The sequence below is a fragment of the Streptomyces sp. NBC_00663 genome, assembly GCF_036226885.1.
GTDB lineage: Bacteria > Actinomycetota > Actinomycetes > Streptomycetales > Streptomycetaceae > Streptomyces.
Genome location: NZ_CP109027.1, coordinates 6,575,933 through 6,593,939, shown reverse-complemented (window position 1 = coordinate 6,593,939; position 18,007 = coordinate 6,575,933). Strand labels below are relative to the sequence as shown.

General features: G+C 71.4%; 18 protein-coding genes and 1 pseudogene. 7 read left to right on the top strand and 12 right to left on the bottom strand.

Annotated features, from left to right (window positions below; all coding sequences use genetic code 11):
- Positions 1-21: 21 nt before the first annotated feature.
- The 3 genes from OG866_RS30080 to OG866_RS30070 form a co-directional block, all read right to left on the bottom strand.
- Entirely contained in the window at positions 22-1,287 is a 1,266-nt protein-coding gene (locus tag OG866_RS30080) for an NAD(P)/FAD-dependent oxidoreductase (protein WP_329339511.1), read from the bottom strand.
- A gap of 134 nt (positions 1,288-1,421) precedes the next feature.
- A complete protein-coding gene (locus OG866_RS30075) occupies positions 1,422-2,669 on the bottom strand; it encodes a deoxyguanosinetriphosphate triphosphohydrolase (RefSeq protein WP_329339509.1) in 1,248 nt (415 codons plus the stop codon).
- 56 nt (positions 2,670-2,725) lie between these two features.
- Positions 2,726-3,538, bottom strand: coding sequence for a sirohydrochlorin chelatase (locus tag OG866_RS30070; protein WP_329339507.1), 813 nt, complete (start codon positions 3,536-3,538; stop codon positions 2,726-2,728).
- 284 nt (positions 3,539-3,822) lie between these two features.
- On the opposite strand from OG866_RS30070, the gene OG866_RS30065 reads away from it, so the two are divergent.
- Positions 3,823-4,500: a SanA/YdcF family protein gene (locus tag OG866_RS30065; protein ID WP_443063584.1), complete on the top strand. Its 678-nt coding sequence runs from the start codon at positions 3,823-3,825 to the stop codon at positions 4,498-4,500.
- Here OG866_RS30065 and OG866_RS30060 read toward each other — a convergent pair.
- Genes OG866_RS30060 through OG866_RS30050 form a run of 3 tightly spaced genes read right to left on the bottom strand, consistent with a single transcriptional unit; the run spans position 4,487 to position 8,074 of the window.
- Complete coding sequence (locus tag OG866_RS30060; protein WP_329339506.1) at positions 4,487-5,254, bottom strand: enoyl-CoA hydratase-related protein; 768 nt, start codon at positions 5,252-5,254, stop codon at positions 4,487-4,489. The two genes, OG866_RS30065 and OG866_RS30060, sit on opposite strands and share 14 nt — an antisense overlap.
- 34 nt (positions 5,255-5,288) lie before the next feature.
- A complete protein-coding gene (locus tag OG866_RS30055) occupies positions 5,289-6,536 on the bottom strand; it encodes a hypothetical protein (protein WP_329339504.1) in 1,248 nt (415 codons plus the stop codon).
- On the bottom strand, positions 6,533-8,074 hold the full coding sequence (locus OG866_RS30050) for an amino acid adenylation domain-containing protein (RefSeq protein ID WP_329339503.1): 1,542 nt from the start codon (positions 8,072-8,074) through the stop codon (positions 6,533-6,535). The genes OG866_RS30055 and OG866_RS30050 overlap by 4 nt, the downstream gene beginning before the upstream one ends.
- A 328-nt stretch (positions 8,075-8,402) precedes the next feature.
- Between OG866_RS30050 and OG866_RS30045 the strand changes: the two genes are divergently transcribed.
- The gene (locus tag OG866_RS30045) at positions 8,403-10,493 is read left to right on the top strand and encodes a molybdopterin oxidoreductase family protein (protein ID WP_329339502.1); all 2,091 of its coding nucleotides are present in this window, start codon (positions 8,403-8,405) and stop codon (positions 10,491-10,493) included.
- 20 nt (positions 10,494-10,513) lie between these two features.
- Here OG866_RS30045 and OG866_RS30040 read toward each other — a convergent pair whose 3' ends face one another.
- Positions 10,514-10,945 carry a gamma-glutamylcyclotransferase family protein gene (locus OG866_RS30040; RefSeq protein WP_329339501.1) on the bottom strand — a complete coding sequence of 144 codons (432 nt, stop codon included), beginning with the start codon at positions 10,943-10,945 and terminating at the stop codon, positions 10,514-10,516.
- Positions 10,946-11,072: 127 nt separating this feature from the next.
- Here OG866_RS30040 and OG866_RS30035 point away from each other — a divergent pair, with 127 nt between their 5' ends.
- Entirely contained in the window at positions 11,073-12,743 is a 1,671-nt protein-coding gene (locus OG866_RS30035) for a M4 family metallopeptidase (protein WP_329339500.1), read from the top strand.
- 120 nt (positions 12,744-12,863) lie between these two features.
- Here OG866_RS30035 and OG866_RS30030 read toward each other — a convergent pair whose 3' ends face one another.
- Complete coding sequence (locus tag OG866_RS30030; RefSeq protein ID WP_329339499.1) at positions 12,864-13,523, bottom strand: STAS domain-containing protein; 660 nt, start codon at positions 13,521-13,523, stop codon at positions 12,864-12,866.
- Positions 13,524-13,651: 128 nt separating this feature from the next.
- On the opposite strand from OG866_RS30030, the gene OG866_RS30025 reads away from it, so the two are divergent.
- Positions 13,652-13,975, top strand: a complete 324-nt coding sequence (locus tag OG866_RS30025; RefSeq protein ID WP_329339497.1) for a helix-turn-helix transcriptional regulator — start codon at positions 13,652-13,654, stop codon at positions 13,973-13,975.
- 57 nt (positions 13,976-14,032) lie between these two features.
- Here the strand turns inward: OG866_RS30025 and OG866_RS30020 are convergent, their stop codons facing one another.
- Positions 14,033-14,293 carry a hypothetical protein gene (locus OG866_RS30020; RefSeq protein ID WP_329339496.1) on the bottom strand — a complete coding sequence of 87 codons (261 nt, stop codon included), beginning with the start codon at positions 14,291-14,293 and terminating at the stop codon, positions 14,033-14,035.
- On the opposite strand from OG866_RS30020, the gene OG866_RS30015 reads away from it, so the two are divergent.
- Positions 14,261-14,419: a hypothetical protein gene (locus tag OG866_RS30015; protein WP_329339495.1), complete on the top strand. Its 159-nt coding sequence runs from the start codon at positions 14,261-14,263 to the stop codon at positions 14,417-14,419. The two genes, OG866_RS30020 and OG866_RS30015, sit on opposite strands and share 33 nt — an antisense overlap.
- A gap of 10 nt (positions 14,420-14,429) precedes the next feature.
- Here OG866_RS30015 and OG866_RS30010 read toward each other — a convergent pair whose 3' ends face one another.
- The gene (locus OG866_RS30010) at positions 14,430-15,029 is read right to left on the bottom strand and encodes an NADPH-dependent FMN reductase (protein WP_329339494.1); all 600 of its coding nucleotides are present in this window, start codon (positions 15,027-15,029) and stop codon (positions 14,430-14,432) included.
- Between the two features lie 277 nt (positions 15,030-15,306).
- On the opposite strand from OG866_RS30010, the gene OG866_RS30005 reads away from it, so the two are divergent.
- Positions 15,307-15,828 (top strand): hypothetical protein, encoded by a 522-nt coding sequence (locus tag OG866_RS30005; RefSeq protein WP_329339492.1) that lies wholly within the window; start codon positions 15,307-15,309, stop codon positions 15,826-15,828.
- Between the two features lie 107 nt (positions 15,829-15,935).
- Entirely contained in the window at positions 15,936-16,571 is a 636-nt protein-coding gene (locus OG866_RS30000) for a class F sortase (RefSeq protein ID WP_329339491.1), read from the top strand.
- Here the strand turns inward: OG866_RS30000 and cpt are convergent.
- Positions 16,555-17,088, bottom strand: a complete 534-nt coding sequence (cpt, locus tag OG866_RS29995) for a chloramphenicol phosphotransferase CPT (RefSeq protein ID WP_329339490.1) — start codon at positions 17,086-17,088, stop codon at positions 16,555-16,557. The genes OG866_RS30000 and cpt overlap by 17 nt on opposite strands.
- A 15-nt stretch (positions 17,089-17,103) precedes the next feature.
- A pseudogene (locus tag OG866_RS29990) lies at positions 17,104-17,909 on the bottom strand (sulfite exporter TauE/SafE family protein).
- Positions 17,910-18,007 lie beyond the last annotated feature (98 nt).

Here is an 18,007-nt window from a genome sequence, read left to right as displayed (position 1 = left end):
TCTACGGGGGTGGACTGACACTCAAGAGACGAGGCTTTCGAGCGGAACGTGTGGGTCCGCCAGCGCCTCCGTGTCCACCTGGGTCTTCGTGCGGATCAGCTGCTGGATCGGGTCCGTGACGTCCCACACGTTCACGTTCATCCCGGCCAGCACCCGGCCCTCCTTCACCCAGAACGCGATGAACTCACGCTTTCCGGCGTCCCCGCGAATCACCACTTCGTCGTACGACCCCGGGGGCGCCCAGCCGCTGTACTCCATCCCCAGGTCGTACTGGTCGGAGAAGAAGTAGGGCACGCGGTCGTAGACGAGGTCATGGCCGAGCATCGCGCGGGCCGCGGCGGGGCCGCCGTTGAGGGCGTTGGCCCAGTGCTCCACGCGCAGCCTGCTGTCGAAGAGGGCGTGGTGGAAGGAGGCGACGTCACCGGCCGCGTGGATGTCGGGGTCGGAGGTGCGCAGCCGTTCGTCGACCGCGACGCCGCCGCCGTGCGCCCGGTCGGCGAGTTCCAGTCCCGCCGCCTCCGCGAGGGCGGTGCGGGGGGCCGCGCCGATCGCCGCGAGGACGTCGTGGGCCGGGTGTTCCTCGCCGTCGTCGGTGCGGGCGGCCAGCACCATGCCGTCCTGGCCGACGATCTCGGTGAGCTGGGCACCGAAGTGGAAGCGGACGCCGTGCTCCCGGTGCAGGTCGGCGAAGAGGCCGCCGAGCTCGGGGCCGAGGACGTTGTGCAGCGGGGTCGCGGAGGGCTCGATGATCGTGACCTCGGCGCCGTACTCACGGGCCGCCGCCGCGACCTCCAGGCCGATCCAGCCGGCGCCGGCGATCACCAGATGGCCGTTGTCCCGGCCGAGCGCGGCCAGCACGCCCTTGAGACGTTCCGCGTGGGCGAGGCGGCGCAGATGGTGGACGCCCGCGAGGTCGGTGCCGGGGATGTCCAGGCGGCGGGGTTCGGCGCCGGTGGCCAGAAGCAGCTTGTCGTAGTGGACGAGCGTGCCGTCGTCGCCGAAACGGACCGTCTTCGCCGCGCGGTCGATCGCGTCGACCGTCTGGCCGAGGTGCAGCTCGATGTCGTTGCGCGCGTACCAGGCCGGTTCGTGCACGAAGACGCTGTCGCGTTCCTCCTTGCCGAGCAGATAGCCCTTGGAGAGGGGCGGGCGCTCATAGGGGTGGTCGCGTTCGTCGCAGATCAGTATCACGCGACCGGTGAAGCCCTCCGCTCGGAGCGTCTCGGCCGCCTTGGCGCCGGCGAGACCGCCTCCGACGATCACGAATGTCTGGTCCGCGTCGACCACTTGATGCCTCCTCGTAAGGTGCCGCCACATGGGAGCGTCCCGCACGCAGCGTGATGGGGGAAGAGGGAGTGGCCCGATCAGGCCACGGAGGGTCACATTCGGGCGCGTTTCGCTTCACCCATGGCACATCTGTCTCACATATGCCCTGTCAGGCGCGCATGAAGCGAACGCGCCGACGCGTCCGTGAGGGACGCGATCTGGTCGACGATCACCCGCTTGCGGACGCGGTCGTCGATCGCCTGGTCGAACAGCGCGCGGAACTGCGGGTCGAGCCCGTCGGGCGCCCGGACCGTGAGCGCCTCGGCGAGTTCCGCGACCACGATCCGCTGGTCGGCCCGCAGCCGCTCCTGCTCGGCACGCTGCATGACGTACCGGTCGGCGACGGCCTTGAGGACCGCGCACTCCAGCCGTGTCTCGTGCGGTACGACGAGTTCGGCGGCGTACCGGGTGAGCGGGCCGGCGCCGAACGCCGCGCGCGTGGCGCCCTCGGCGGCGAGACAGAAGCGGCCGATGAGCTGGCTGGTGGCGTCCTTCAGGCGGGCCTGGGCGACGGCCGTGCCGTCGTAGCCGTGCGGCCACCAGGGCTGGTCCTGGAGCCGGTCGAGGGCCGCGGCGAGTTCGGCGGGGTCGGTGTCCTCGGGGACGTACCGGCCGAGGGCCACCTCGAAGACGGCCTGCCGCTCGGGTTCCGCGTGCAGGTAGTTGGGGTCGATGTGGCCCGCGTGCAGGCCGTCCTCCACGTCGTGGACCGAGTACGCCACGTCGTCCGACCAGTCCATGACCTGCGCCTCGAAGCAGGTGCGGGTGCCGGGGGTGTCCTTGCGGACCCAGTCGAAGACGGGGCGGTCGTCCTCGTAGACGCCGAACTTGGGCGACGCGTGCGCTCCCGCTCCGCGGGGCCAGGGGTATTTGGTGGCCGCGTCGAGGGTGGCGCGGGTGAGGTTCAGCCCCACCGAACCCTCCTCGGTGAAGCGCTTGGGCTCGATGCGGGTGAGGAGGCGCAGGGATTGCGCGTTGCCCTCGAAGCCGCCGCAGTCCTCCGCGAACTCGTTGAGCGCCTGTTCGCCGTTGTGACCGAACGGGGGGTGGCCGAGGTCGTGGGCGAGGCAGGCGGCTTCGACCAGGTCGGGGTCGCAGCCGAGGGCCGCGCCGAGCTCTCGGCCTACCTGGGCGCACTCCAGGGAGTGCGTGAGGCGGGTCCTGGGGCTGGCGTCCCATGCCTGGTTGCGGGTGCCTGGGGTGACGACCTGGGTTTTGCCGGCCAGCCTTCGGAGCGCGGCGGAATGGAGGATTCGGGCGCGGTCTCGTTGGAAGGCGGTGCGGCCGGGGCGCTTGTCCGGCTCTGGGGCCCAGCGGTCTGTTGAGGGCAGGTCGTACGACATGACTCGACAGTACGGGCAGGGACTGACAATTCGCCGGTTCGTCTTCCTTGTTCTGCTCAGACGGCGAGTGCGGGTTGTTCGTGGCTGGTCGCGCAGTTCCCCGCGCCCCTCAGGGACATCATCTGGTCGTACCTGTGCAGCAGCAGGCCGGCCATCGCCTCGTGTGTTCCCAGCGGGGCCGACGCTATCCACGGTGCCGCCTCTGCGCACTCCGTTGCGAAGCGGCCGGGAGCCGTGAAGTACGAGGCGATCGCCACACGGTCGTAGCCCCGGGCCGTCAGGGCCTCGATGGCCGCCGGGACCGTGGGGGCCGCTGTCGTGGCGTAGGCCGGGACCACGGGGACACCGAGGCGGGTCGACAGCAGGGACGCCATACGGGCCATGTCGACCTTCGACTCCGGGTCGCGTGAGCCCGCCGCCGCCAGGACCACCGCGCTGCCGGGGCGCGGGGTCTCCTCCCAGCCGGCCTCGACCAGGCGGGCGTGCAGGGCGTCCACCAGGAGGGGGTGGGGGCCCAGGGCGGGGGCCACGCGTGCGCGTACCTGCGTCTCGGCGGCCATCTCCGGGATGTCCCGCTTCACGTGGTAGCCGCGGCTCAGCAGGAGGGGGACGAGGATCGCCTCGCGGTCGCCGAGGGCGGTGAGGGTGTCGGTCAGCAGCGGGGCGTTGAGCTCGATGTGGCCCAGGTGCACCGGCAGGCCGGGGCGCTGTTCGCGGACCTTGTCGAGGAGGCTGCTCACGGTGCTCAGGGCGCGCGGGTCACGGCTGCCGTGGGCCACGACGACGAGCGCGGGCGGTTCGGGGCGGCGCCTGCCGTCGAGCGAGACGAGGCTGAGCTGGCTGGCGAGCTGGCTGCTGATCCGGTTCATGAGGTGCGCCGTACTGTCGAAGTGGACTGCTCTGGACTCGTCGCGCGGAGCTAACGAATTACTCGACGCCGTCATGGACCGATGGTGGCGGGGGGAGGTTGCCGTCCCGTTGCATGAAGATAACGGGGATTTTCCGCGGGTTCACGGTGGGGTGGGAGGGCTGTGTGAGGTGGCCTGACCTGCGGTTTCGTCGGCGTGCGTGAGGCTGGTCACGTGGGCGGCGGCGAACCGTGGGGGCTTACGGAACGTCCCTGACTGTCGAAGGACGACCTGGGAGGGACCCCGTGAGACTGCGCAGACCCCGTCTGCCGCGCACCCGTACCGGGCAGCGGCGGCTGGTGCAGGCCGTGATGGCCGGGTGCGTGCTGGCGCTGCTTCCGGCGACCTGGATGTACGTCGTCACGGGCGACCGGCTGCGGACGACCGCGGACGTGCCGCGCACCGAGGTCGCCGTCGTGTTCGGCGCCGGGCTGTGGGACGGGGAGCCGTCGCCGTACCTCGCGCACCGGCTGGACGCGGCGGCGAAGCTGTACCGGGAGGACCGTATCGAGGTCGTCCTCGTCACCGGCGACAACAGCCGGGAGGACTACGACGAGCCCGACGCGATGCGGGCGTATCTGACGAAGCGCGGGGTTCCCGACGCCCGCATCGTCAGTGACTACGCCGGGTTCGACACCTGGGACTCGTGTGTCCGGGCCAAGAAGATCTTCGGGGTGGACAAGGCCGTGCTGATCAGCCAGGGCTTCCACATCCGGCGGGCGGTCGCGCTGTGCGAGGCGGCGGGCGTGACGTCGTACGGCGTCGGCGTGGACGCCAAGCACGACGTCACCTGGTACTACGGGGGCACCCGCGAGATCTTCGCCGCCGGCAAGGCCGCCCTGGACGCGGTCTTCGAGCCCGATCCCCGGTTCCTCGGACCTAAGGAACCGGGGGTGAGCAGGGCGCTCGCTAGCGGCCGGTGAAGCGGGGCGTGCGCTTCTCCAGGAACGCCGTCATGCCCTCCTTCTGGTCGTGCGTCGCGAACAGGGCGTGGAACACCCGGCGTTCGAAGCGGATGCCGTCGCGCAGGCCCGTTTCGAGGGACCGGTCGACGCATTCGCGGGCGGCCCTGACCGCGGTGCGGCCGTAGGAGGCGATCGTCTCCGCCACCGCCAGCGCCTCGGGGAGGGTCTGGTCGTCCGGGACGACCCGGGAGACCAGCCCCGCGCTCTCCGCCTCCCTCGCGTCCATCGTGCGGCCGGTGAGGACCAGGTCCATCGCCTTGGCGCGGCCGATCAGACGGGTGAGGCGCTGGGTGCCGCCGATACCCGGGATCACGCCGAGCTTGATCTCCGGCTGGCCGAACACGGCCGACTCCCCCGCGATCACCAGGTCGCACATCATCACCAGCTCGCAACCACCGCCCAGGGCATGGCCGTTGACGGCGGCGACCTTCGGAGTGCGCAGGTCGGCGAAGTCCTCCCAGGCCGCGAAGTAGTCCTCCGCCGCCATGTCGACGGCCGTCATCGGGGCCATCTCCCTGATGTCGGCGCCGGCCGCGAAGTACCGCTCCGAGCCGGTGACGACCACACAGCCGACCTCGGGGTCCGCGTCCAACGGGCGGAGGACGGAGAGGAGTTCGGCGAGCAGCTCGCCGCTCAGCGCGTTGCGGACGTGCGGGCGGTGCAGGCGTACGGTCACCACGGCGCCGTCGCGCTCGACCTTCAGGTTGTTCATGCGGATTCCCTTCTACGAGGCTTCTACGAGGCTTCTACGAGTCCCAGATCGCGCCGTACGCCGGGATCCCCCGCTCTTCCAGGCCGTGCACGACCTGCCAGGTCAGCTTCTTGTTGGAGATGCAGATCACCGCCTCGGCCCCGAAGTCGCGGTAGGCCTCGTAGGCGAGGCGGACCATGTCGGGTTTGCCGTGGCGGGAGGTGTCCCAGACGAGGGCGTGGGGCTGGACGGCGAGGATCTCGTCGACGAGGGCGTCGCCGTAGGTGGTGCGGGGGTCGCGGGTCGCCCAGACCAGGCGGGAGGGGACCTGGGCGGCCAGCAGATGGGGCAGACAGGGGCCGATGCCGCTGCCGGTCGCGACATAGACGACCTTGGTGAACAGGGTCTCGATGTTGGCGACTCCGGCCGTGGTGATGCCCTTGACCCAGACCCGTTCCGGCAGGTCGTCGATGAAGGCGCCCGTCCAGTCGCCCGCCCGGGAGATCGTCAGGCGGAAGCCGGGCTCCCCGGGTGCCGGGACGTTCGCGAAGGAGTGCCACTCCTTGAGGGGGCTCCGGCTGATCGTCGTGGAGGAGCCCGCGAAAGGGGTCTCGCCGTGGTCGAAGCGGGCCAGCACTACGTGCGGGGACGGGCGTTCGAGGCGTACGGCGACCTTGCGCAACCGCAGCCAGGGCAGGGCGACGCTGAAGGTGACGACCGCCAGGACGGACACCTCGACGGGGCCGGGGGACGACAGGAGGGTGTGCGTCCAGAAGAGGGCGAGGGCGGTCCAGCCGCCGAAGCGGTGGATCTTCTCGAAGTGGTCGTGCCGGCGGGAGCGGAAGGGAGGCAGCGCGGTGGCGATGATCACGGCCAAGAGGGTCAGCAGGGTCCACCCCACCGTCGCCTGAAGGGCGTTGTGCGTGGTGACCGTCGCCGCCAGGAACCACGCCGTGCCCGCCAGTGCGCCGCCCACGTGCAGGCCGCCGAAGTGGTACACCTTGCCCAGCGTCCAGCGGACCTTCAGCGGCCAGCTCGTCGGGGCCCGAGTAGCCAGCCTGAAGAGGAGGTTGACGACGTACTGCTGGCGGACGAGGACCGCGAGGGCCAGGTCGGCGAGCGCCGCGTGGCCCATCGTGCGGGTGGACGGGGTCCAACTCACCCACAGAAAGATCCCGTTGGCGGTGAGTACCAACGCCCACAGGCGGTTGTAGTGCATCAGGCACGGATGCTTGAGCAGGCGGCGCAGACGTGAGGTGAGCGGGGGCAGGCCGACCGAGCGGCGTTCCAGGGACGTCGTCATCGGGCCACCGCCGTGCGCTGCTCCGCCAGCCTCAGCAGCGCCGGCTTGTCGATCTTGCCGCGGTCGGTCTCCGGTAAGTGCGCCAGGGGCATGACGCGCTCGGGAACGCAGTAGTACGGCAGCGCGTCCGCCACCGCGCGCCGGGCCCGGTCGGGGTCGACGTCCGCCGGGGTCACGAAAGCGACCAGGGTGCGGGCGTCCCGTTTCAGGGTGACCGCGCGGACGCAGCCGTCGACCGACTCCAGCACCGAGGAGACGGAGTCGAGTTCGACACGGAAGCCGCGCACCTTGACCTGGTCGTCGGTGCGGCCGAGGTGTTCCAGCTCACCGTCGGGGGTCCAGCGGCCGAGGTCACGGGTGCGGAACATCCTGCGGCCGCCGCCCAGGACGGGGTCGGGGGCGTAACGCTCGGCGTTCAGGGCGGCGTTGCCCAGATAGCCGGCCGAGACGCAGTCGCCGCCCGCCCACATCTCGCCGACCTCTCCGACGGGGAGGGGGCGGCGGTCGGCGTCGAGGACGTAGACCGTGTTGTTGGGGGTGGGGCGGCCGATGGTGAGGAGCGGGGAGGCCGGGTCGTGGCGGCTCATCGTGTTGACGATGGTCGTCTCGGTCGGGCCGCAGCAGTTGAAGAAGGTGGCCCGGCTCGCCCAACGGTCGGCGAGCGGGCGCGGGCAGGGCTCCCCCGCCACGGCGACCGTGCGGACGCGCGGGCAGGCGGCCGGGTCGAGGCCGGACAGGACAGTCGGGGTGGCGATGACGACGTCGGCGGTGCGGGCCGCCGCCGCGATGTCCTTGCCGCGGATGATCAGGGTGCCGCCGTGGGCGAGACAGCCGAGGATCTCCCACGCGGCCATGTCGAAGGCGATGTTGAGCAGCTGGGCGACCCGGTCGCCGGGGCGGATGCCGAGGTCGCCGGGGGCGGTGAGCAAGATGTTGGCGACGTTGCGGTGGGTGACCTTCACACCGTTGGGGCGGCCGGTGGTGCCGGAGGTGAAGAGGACGTAGCAGCCGTCGTCGGGGGCGACGGGGACGTTCCGGCGGGGCTCCGGGGCGCGGGGCCCCGGGATGTACGGCAGTGGCTCGTCGAGGCCGATCAGCCGGTGGCCGGCAGGGAGCGGGACGCGGTGGGCGTGCTCCGCGACGGTGATCACGACCCGGGTGCGGGCGGCGCGGATCACATGGGCGAGCTGGGGTGCGGGGGCGAGGCCGACGTCCTGCGGGACATAGGCGGCGCCCGCCTTCAGGATGCCGAGGAGGCCGACGACCATCGGCAGGGAGCGGCGGACGAAGAGGCCGACATGGTCGCCGGGGCGCACGCCCTCGCGGGTCAGACGGGCGGCGACGGCGTCGGCGTGGCGGTCGAGTTCGCCGTACGTGATCCGGGCGCCGAGGTGTTCCGCGGCGACGGCTCGGGGAGTAGCCGCGGCCTGGCGTTCGACGGCTCTGTGCAGGAACGGGTCCGGGACGGGGACGGCCGGGCCGACGCCGTACTCGAAGAAGAGATGCTGGTCGCGTGGGCTCAGATGGCGCAGAGGCATGCTGGGGGAACCTCCTGGCTGGCTTCTTCGCGTGAGGGATTTGCCTGGCGCCAAGCTGGATCCGCGCTCGACTGTAGCTCCGGTTTTTCAACACTCAACAAGGCGTGACCGGCCAACCACGGAACGGAACGCGCCACATGTGGCGTCTTTCACAACAGGGGCAACTTCCGCCCCGCCCGGTGGCGACTCATGGGTGGCCACCTGTGTGTCTGACCAGGGTCGGGGCCGGTGGCCTCACCGAGACCGGGAGGCGGCGGGGAGGTCGCCGTCCCGGCCGTGTAACAGGGAGCCGCCGCGTACGTAACACGGCGGAAGCACGCTGAAAGGCATGCAGAACTCCGCGACGCCCACCCACTGCCCCTACTGCGCCTTGCAGTGCGGGATGAATCTCACGCCCGTCCCGGACGGGGGCGTGGAGGTCACCGAGCGCGCGGACTTCCCGGTGAACCGGGGGGCGCTGTGCGGCAAGGGCCGGACAGCGCCCGCGGTGCTCTCGTCGAGCGTCCGTCTGACCTCCCCGTTGGTGCGCTCCGCAGCGGGCACCCTGGTGCCCGCCACCTGGGACGAGGCACTGGACCGGATCGCCGAGGAGCTGCTGCGTACGCGGACGGAACATGGTCCGGACGCGTGCGGGGTGTTCGGCGGGGGCGGCCTGACGAACGAGAAGGCGTACACGCTGGGCAAGTTCGCCCGGGTCGTCCTCGGCACCTCGCAGATCGACTACAACGGACGTTTCTGCATGTCCTCGGCCGCGGCCGGCGGCATCAAGGCGTTCGGCCTGGACCGCGGGCTGCCGTTCCCGCTGGAGGACATTCCGAAGACCGGGTGCGTCATCCTCGTCGGCTCCAATCTCGCCGAGACCATGCCGCCGTCGCTGCGCTTCTTCACCGAGCTGAAGGAGAACGGCGGCACCCTGATCGTCGTCGACCCACGGCGTACCAAGACCGCCGACCAGGCCGACCTGCATCTGATGCCCCGCCCCGGCACCGATCTCGCCCTGGCGCTCGGCCTGTTGCACCTTGTCGTCGCCGAGGGACGGGTCGACGAGGCGTACGTCGCCGAGCGCACCGCCGGCTGGGAGGACGCGCGGGCCGCGGCGATGGCGCACTGGCCGGAGTACGTGGAGCGGATCACCGGCGTGCCGGTGCCCCAACTCCGGGAAGCCGTGCGGATGTTCTGCGAGCCGGAAGCCGCGATGGTGCTGACCGCACGCGGACCCGAGCAGCAGTCCAAGGGCACCGACACCGTGGGCGCGTGGATCAACCTGTGCCTGGCGACCGGGCGGGCGGGCAGGCCGCTGTCCGGGTACGGCTGTCTGACCGGGCAGGGGAACGGGCAGGGCGGGCGTGAACACGGCCAGAAGGCCGACCAGTTGCCCGGCTACCGCAAGCTCGACGACCCGGCGGCGCGACGCCATGTCGCCGAGGTGTGGGGCGTGGACCCCGACTCGCTTCCCGGACCGGGGCGCAGTGCCTACGAGTTGCTGGACGCCCTGGGTACGGACATCAAGTCGCTGCTGCTGATGGGCTCCAACCCGGTGGTGTCGGCGCCGGCCGCCGCGCACATCGAGGAGCGCATCAAGTCCCTTGATTTCCTTGCCGTCTGTGACGTCGTCCTCTCCGAGACGGCTGCCCTCGCGGACGTCGTCCTGCCGGTCACCCAGTGGGCCGAGGAGACGGGGACCACGACCAACCTGGAAGGCCGGGTGCTGCTGCGGCGGCAGGCGATCACCGCGCCCGAGGGGGTCCGCAGCGACCTCGACGTCATGCACGAACTCGCCGACCGGCTCGGCGTGGAGAAGGGCTTCCCGACCGACCCCGAGGAGGTCTTCGAGGAGCTGCGCCGGGCCAGCGCGGGCGGGGCGGCGGACTACTCCGGGATCACCTACCGCCGGCTGGCGGAGGAGAACGGGGTGTTCTGGCCGTGCCCGACACAGGACGCCGGTGAGGCGGCACACGCCGGCACTCCCCGCCTCTTCCTCGACCGCTTCGCCACCGACGACGGCCGCGCCCGCTTCGTGCCGGTCTCGCACCGGGCGTCGGCGGAGGAGCCGGACGACGAGTACCCGGTGCTGCTGACGACCGGCCGGGTCGTCGCCCAGTACCAGTCCGGCGCGCAGACCCGCCGGGTCGACGAGCTGAACGCCGCCGCGCCCGGTCCGTTCGTGGAGCTGCATCCGCGGCTCGCGGCGCGGCTCGGCGCGGCCGAGGGCGACCCGGTGGCGGTCGTGTCCCGGCGCGGCCGGGCGGTGGCGCCGGCCCGGATCACCACGGGCATCCGCCCCGACACGGTCTTCATGCCCTTCCACTGGCCCGGCGAGGGCCGCGCCAACACCCTCACCAACCCGGCACTCGACCCGACCTCACGGATGCCGGAGTTCAAGACGTGTGCGGTGCGGCTGGAGACGGTCAAGTCCTGAGAGTGGCGGGGGACTTGTAGTCAGCGCAGAGTGAGCCAGTCGCCCGTCTCGATACGGCTGCCCCGCAGGCGCAGTCGATGGGCCACGGCGGGGGCGGCGACGTACACCCAGGCCCGCACCCGCGTCCCGTCGGCGTCCCGGACCACCTCGCGCTCGACCCGCTCGTAGAGGTTGCGGGGGTCGCCCGGGGCGTACTCCTCGAGGCGGTCGAGGGCGACCAGGAGATCGGCGTACTCCTCGGGGCGGGCGGTGACGAGCTCGCCGCGGACGGTGCCGGGTTCGCTGTGGAGGGTGCCTGGTTCCTCGACCGCGTACGGGTATCCGGGGCCGTCGTACAGCGCCGCGCCGTGCAGCAGCGCCGGGTCCTCGGACCGGGTGCGGCCGCGCAGGAAGTGGTCGTGGTTGGGCTCACCTGGGCGAAGGGTGCCGTAGACGAAAAACGGGAGGCTCACAGAAACGATTCTCTCTCCACACACACCGGCACAGACGCGGTATGGACATGACAGGCCCATGCCCTTTGAATCTCCTCCAGCACGAGCGCCTCCCCCACGCGCCCAAGGCGCCTTCCTGAGGAGACAGATGAGCCGAATACGCTCAATTCGTCCTGTCCGCTCCATCCGCTCCCTCCGGGGTTCCCGGCTCGCCGCCGCCGGTGTCGCCGTCACCAGCACCGCCCTGTTGGCGGCCGCTCTCGTCCCCGCCGCCGACGCGGCCGACAGACCGACCAGGGCCACCGCGATCGACAACGCGGCCTCGGCGCTGGTCGACCAGGCCGCCGCGCTGGGTCTGACGTCCGCGCAGGACACCAAGGTCCGGGACGTCGTCGTCGACAAGAACGGCGCACAGCACGTCCGTTACGACCGCACCTACCGCAACCTGCCCGTGCTGGGCGGCGACTTCGTCGTCCACCTGGCGTCGGACGGGTCGTACAAGGGCGCCGACCGCGCGACGAAGAAGGCGATCTCGCTGGCCGGCGTGACGCCCACCCTGTCCGCGCCCAAGGCCGCCGACCTCGCCGCGAACGCGCTGCGCGCCGCCAACCTCGGCGAGACGCTGAAGAAGCTGACCGCCAAGCCGCAGCTGGTGGTCGACGCCCTGCACGGCACGCCGAAGCTGGCCTGGCGCACCGAGGCGGTGGCCCAGGACTCACTGGGCAACCCGGTCGCGCGCGTGGTGCTGACCGACGCGGGCTCGGGCGCCCAGATCGACGCCTGGGACTCGCTCGAGTCGGCGGCGGGTGACGGCAAGTCGCTGTACGGCGGGACGGTGCCGCTGGAGACGACGCTGTCGGGGTCGACGTACCAGCTGAAGGACGCGACGCGCGGAAACACGTACACCGGCGACGCGGCCAACAAGACCGACCTGTGCATCCTCGGCATCTGCTTCAGCCGTGCCCCGGCGACGCTGTTCACCGACGCCGACAACCACTGGGGAACGGGGGCGACTTCGGACCGGGCGACGGCCGCGGTCGACGCGCAGTACGGCACGAACGTCACCTGGGACTACTACAAGAACGTCCACGGCAGGAACGGCATCGCCGGTGACGGCAAGGGCTCGTACAACCGCGTCCACTACGGCAACAGCTACAACAACGCCTTCTGGGACGACAGTTGCTTCTGCATGACCTACGGCGACGGTGACGGGACGCAGCTCGGCCCGCTGGTGTCGCTGGACGTGGCGGGGCACGAGATGTCGCACGGGGTGACGTCGAAGACGGCGGCGTTGACGTACTCGGGTGAGTCCGGCGGGCTCAACGAGGCGACCTCCGACATCTTCGGCACGCTGGTGGAGTTCTACGCGGGCAACTCCTCCGACGCCGGGGACTATCTGATCGGCGAGAAGATCGTCCGGTCGGGCTTCGGGCGGGACGCGCTGCGCTACATGGACAAGCCGTCGAAGGACGGCAACTCGGCCGACTGCTGGAGCTCCTCGGTCGGGAACCTCGACGTGCACTACTCGTCGGGCGTCGCCAACCACTTCTTCTATCTGCTGTCCGAGGGCAGCGGCGCGAAGACGGTCAACGGCGTCAGCTACAACTCCCCCACCTGCAACAGCAGTTCGGTGTCGGGAATCGGCCGGGACAAGGTGGGCGCCATCTGGTACCGGGCGCTGACCGTCTACATGACGTCCTCGACGAACTACGCGGGCGCCCGCACGGCGACGCTGAACGCGGCGAAGGACCTGTACGGGGCGGGCAGCGCGGAGTACAACGCGGTGGCCGCGGCCTGGAGCGCGGTGAACGTGGCCTGACCCGGTGAACATGGCCTGACCTGCGGGCGGGTGGGACACGACGGCGGTGCGGTGGCGGGCCTCAACGGGGCTCCGCCACCGCACCGCCGACGTTCCGGGGAGCGGCGCGCCCGGCTCACCTCAGGGTGCCGCGTCCGGCGCGGACTCCTCGGCACCGGACGCGGGCAGGGTCGCCAGTACCGCCGTCACCTGTTGCCTCATGCCGTCGGGGAGCCCTCCGTCCTCAGCCGTGCCCACCAGTTCGCCGGCGAGCACGTGCAGCTTGGTGTTGGTGTTCTGGGAGACCCTCACCAGTACGTCCCAGGCGTCCTCGGGGCTGAGCGCGAACGTCGCCATCAGGATGCCCCGCGCCTGGTCGATGGCGGGCCGCGTCTGCATGGCGCGGCGCAGCTGGACGACCTCGTTGCGCAGTGCCTGCTCGTCGTGGTTCAGGGCGTGCTCCCCCGGTGTGAACAGTGGCCAGGTGCCGGTCACGGTCAGCAGGTGCCGTACCGCGGGACCGGCGGTTCGGATGGTCAGCGTCCTGCCGTGCTCCAGCGCGCGCCGCCGGGCGGCCAGCAGGACGTTGAGACCCGAGCAGTCGCAGAACGTCGTCCCGCCCAGGTCCAGGTCCACGCCCCGCGCGGCGCACCGGAGGGCCCGCCGCAGGGTTCGCTCCAGCGCCGGGGCGGCACTGATGTCGAGCTCGCCGCGGACCGTGACCCGGACACGTCCGTCCGGGGACGGCGCGTCCATGGTCAGGTGCGGCGCGCTGTCGTCGACCACGATAGGTGCGTGCATGTTCGCTGTCCTTGTCGAGTCCGCTCGCTCCGGTTCCAGCTTCCGCACCGCACCTTCACACGTCAAGGGATACCGGAAATTTATTTCACTCTTTTGGTTACGCGAACCAGAGGTCCTATTCTGAGCGCATGGGAGAAGTGCCGGAACCACACTCGGGGTGGACGTTTCTCACCAGTCACGCCCGCGTACTGGCAGCGATCGCCGAAGACCACACCACCCGCATCCGCGACATCGCCGCCCGGTGCAGGCTGACCGAGCGCGCCGTCCAGAAGATCATTTCCGATCTGGAGGCCGACGGGTATCTGACCCATCGACGCCAGGGCAGATCGAACACGTACCGGATCCAGCCGGGAACCATCCTGCGCCACCCGGCGGAGTCCAGCCTGACGGTGGCGGAACTCCTCAACCTGCTGGCCAACCACGAGTCACGGCGCGAGACCGCCGACGGGTGACACCGCGGCCGGCTCCTCACGGGAACCGGCCTTCTCGGTCTTGCCCTTCGCTTCGGCTCAGGCGGCGAGTTCCGCCTCCTTCTCGACGGGCCGGTCCGCCGCCCGGGGCTTTGCGTCGCGCATCACCAGCACCGCCAGCAGAGCTGCCGCCAGGACGCCGATCGCGCTGACCGTGAAGGTGGTCGACATCGCGTCGGCGAAAGCCTCCCGAGCCGTGCGGAGCAGGCTCGCGTCGCCCAGGGTCGCCGCGCCGGCGAGAGCGAGGCCGCCTTCATCGCCCGTCTGATGCCCGCCGCCCAGCAGGCCGCGGCCGGTCACGAACACCTCGCCGAGTCCTACACCGACGCCCCCGCGGTGACCGATCCGGCCGCCCTGCGCGACGAGAAGTTCCACTACGGCCTGGAGGTCGTCCTCGACGGACTCGCCCTGCGCCTGCCGCGGTGAGAGCGACGGGCTACGCCCCGTAGGGGTGCCGCGCCCTCGCCTCTCGCAGGGCCCTGCCCCACCACACCAGTTGGTCCAGCATCGTCTTGGCCGCCGCCTCCGGGCCCGACGGGTCCTTCAGGCGGCCGGTGTCGTCGAACGACGCGCCCGCGTTGTGGAAGGACACCGTGTCCCGCACCGTCACCGCGTGCAGTTCCGCGAAGACCTGCTTCAGATGCTCGGTCGCCCGCAGGCCACCGGCCAGGCCGCCGTACGAGACGAGGGCGACCGGCTTGGCCTGCCACTCGGTGAAGTGCCAGTCGATGAGGTTCTTCAGGGCCGCCGGGAAGGAGTGGTTGTACTCGGGGGTGAGGACGACGAAGGCCTCGGCGCCCTCCAGCTTCGGGGTGACGTCGGCGAGGGTGGCGGTCGCCTCGGGGGTCGGGGTCAGGCTCGTGGGGAGATGGACGTCGGCCACGTCGACGACCTCGGGGATCAGGTCGTCCCGGCCGCGGAGGTGGTCGAGGAGCCAGTCGGCGACGACGGGGCCGAAACGGCCGTGCCGGTTGCTGCCGACGACGAGGGTGACATGGAGCGGGGCGTCTGCGCCGAGCGCGTCTGGGTTGGGCATGCGGCACAGCCTGATACCTCAAGCTTGGTCGAGGTCAAGCCGTGGCCACGACCGGCAGGTCACCCGGTCGCACGCGCGCTCTGCGCCCTTCGGGTTCTCTTCCGCGACACACCTGCCGTACGCCGGTGACCTGCCGAAACTCCGAACTTCCAGGCCCCTTTTACCCCGACCTGACACCCATTCAGCACATTTCTGACGCACCCTCAGGAAGCGCGCTCGGCCCGCTGCGACTTACCTCGGAAGGGCAGGGGACACCGAATCGCTCGAAGGAGCACCGATGCGCCGTACCGCCCGTCTGCTCACCGGCACCGCGCTCGCCGTCGCGACCGCCGGGCTGGCAACCGCGCCGGTGTACGCCGCGGACTCGGGCAGCCTGGAGGTGTACCCCTCCTCGGTCGTGCCGGGCGAGCAGGTCACGGTGAACACGGCGGCGTGCGGCGACGGCGCCACGGCGGAGGGCGACGCGAGCGCGGTCGGTGCCGGGCGGTTCACGCTCGCGCCGAGCACCCACGAGCAGGACGCGATCGGGCAGTTCAAGGTGCCGGAGAGCGCGCAGCCGGGGACGTACGAGATCGTCGCGACCTGCGCGGAGAGCGGACAGCGGGTCACCGGTGACCTCATGGTCACGATGACGTCGACTCGGCAGCAGGTGTATCCCCGAGGAAGTGTGAAGACGGGGGTCGGTGGCGCTCTGGGCCCCGACCCCGTGCAGACCGCGGCCGGCGTGGCGGCTCTCGCCGTCGCCGCCGCGGGCGGTACCTGGCTCCTGCATCGCCGGGCGAGAGGCGACGGGATCTGACGGACACCCTCCGCTGTCCGTCCGCCGGTACCGCATGTCCCTCCCCCTCCGGGTCCGACGCCCCTCGCGGCCCGGAGGGGGGCGGGTCCACCGCGTAGGAGGCTCGTGTGCGCAGATTCATCGGGGCCGGCAGAGTCAGCAACGTCGTCATAGCGGCCGTCACCCTGGTCGCCCTGTGCACGGGCGCGTGGCTGCTGCGCAGTGGCGCCGAGACGCACGCCCCGCCGCAGCCGGCGCCGTCCGAGGCCCGCGCCGGTCACACCGACCCGCGCTCGGCACCCGCCCTGCCGCCCTCCCCGCCCGACCGCATCCGCATCCCGTCGATCGGGGTGTCCGCGCCCCTGATGGGCCTCGGGCTCACCCCTACGGGCAGTCTCGACGTCCCGCCGGCCGAGAAGAAGAACCTCGCCGGCTGGTACGAGGCCGGCACCACCCCCGGTGAGACCGGCACCGCGATCGTCGCCGGCCATGTCGACAACGCCGACGGCCCCGCCGTCTTCTACGACCTCGGCGCCCTGAAGAAGGGCAGCCGGATCGAAACGGAACGCCGCGACGGCACGACAGCGGTCTTCACCGTCGACTCCGTGGAGGTCCACGACGCCCGCCACTTCCCCGACAGGAAGGTCTACGGCGCGGCCCACCGCCCCGAACTCCGGGTCATCACCTGCGGAGGCGGCTACTCGAAGTCAACGGGCTACCAGGGCAACGTGGTCGTCTTCGCCCACCTCACGGGGAGCCGTTGACCACCGCCTTGGCGATGGCCCGCGCGCACTCCAGTGACTCGGTGCGGGCGGTGTCGACCTCGATGTCGTAGGCCACGCCACGGTGGACCGGTTCCGCCTGCTGTTCCGCCATCCCCCGTACCCGGTCGCCGCGGGCGATCTCGCGGCCCGCGGCCACCGCCGGATCGCAGTGGACGCCGACCCAGAGGACGTCGAGGCCGTCCAGGACGCGGCGCCAGCGCTCCTGGGTGGCCGCGCCGCCGAGGAAGACGTCGTCGATGATCAGCCGGGCGCCGGAGTGCGCCATCGTGGCGATCCCGCGGGCCCACGCCGCTTCCAGGGCCATGAAGGCGGGGCCGACGTCCACCCCGCCGTCGGCGGCGAAGTCGATGCCGACCCCCCGGCCCGGCATCGCCTCGATCAGCGAGTCGACGCCGAAGGTCAGCCACGGGTCCGGCAGGACCTCCTGAAGACACCGCGCGATGCCGGACTTGCCGGAGCTGGAGCCGCCGTTGAGCACGATCACCTGGGTAGCCATCGGGTCACCGTAGCGTCAGGCCACCCACTGCTCCCACGCCATTTTCGCCACCAGCGCGAACACCACCGTCAGCAGCACGACCCGGACGAAGCCGCTCCCCTTCTTCAACGCGGTGTGCGCGCCCAGCATGCCGCCCGCCAGGTTGAACACGGCCATGAGCGCGGCCGGCCGCCACAGCACCGCGCCCTGCCGGGCGAACATCGCCAGCGCGCCCGCGATGGGGGTCCCCCGGTCGAGCGAAGCCGAGAGTGGGGGAGCAGCAGTTGACGATCTTGGCCGTCGCCGAGGCGGTGACCAGGTCGAGGTGGAGGACCGCGGTGAGGGCCAGGACCAGGAAGGTGCCGGTGCCGGGGCCGATCAGACCGTCGTAGAAGCCGATGCCGAGACCCGCCAGGCCGATCGCCGCGACAACGCGCTCCCGGGACACCGGGCCCGTCGCGGGTGCCGTACCGAACGCCGGGCGCAGGATCACGAAGGCCGCCACCGCGATCAGCACCACCATGATCACCGGCTTCAGCACCTCCGTACTCGTCCCGGCCGCGAAGAACGCGCCCGCGGACGAGCCCGCGAGGGCGGCCACGCCGATACGGACGGCCAGGCGGACGTCCACCGGCGCCTTGCGGGCGTATGTCACCGCCGCGCCCGACGTGCCCACGATGGCCACCGCCTTGTTGGTGCCGAGGGCGTGCGCGGCCGGGGTGCCGGGCGGGAGGCCGAGGAGGAGGGCGGGGAGGAGGAGCAGGCCCCCGCCGCCCACCACCGCGTCGATCCAGCCGGCCGCCAGGGCCGAGGCACAGGACGACGACGGTGGTCAGGGGTATGTCGGCATGAGCGCGACCTTATGAATGGGATACGTGCAGCGCCCAATCACCTGGGTCGTATCCGGGCTCCGGTCACCCCGCTGTGGCCCACGACACCC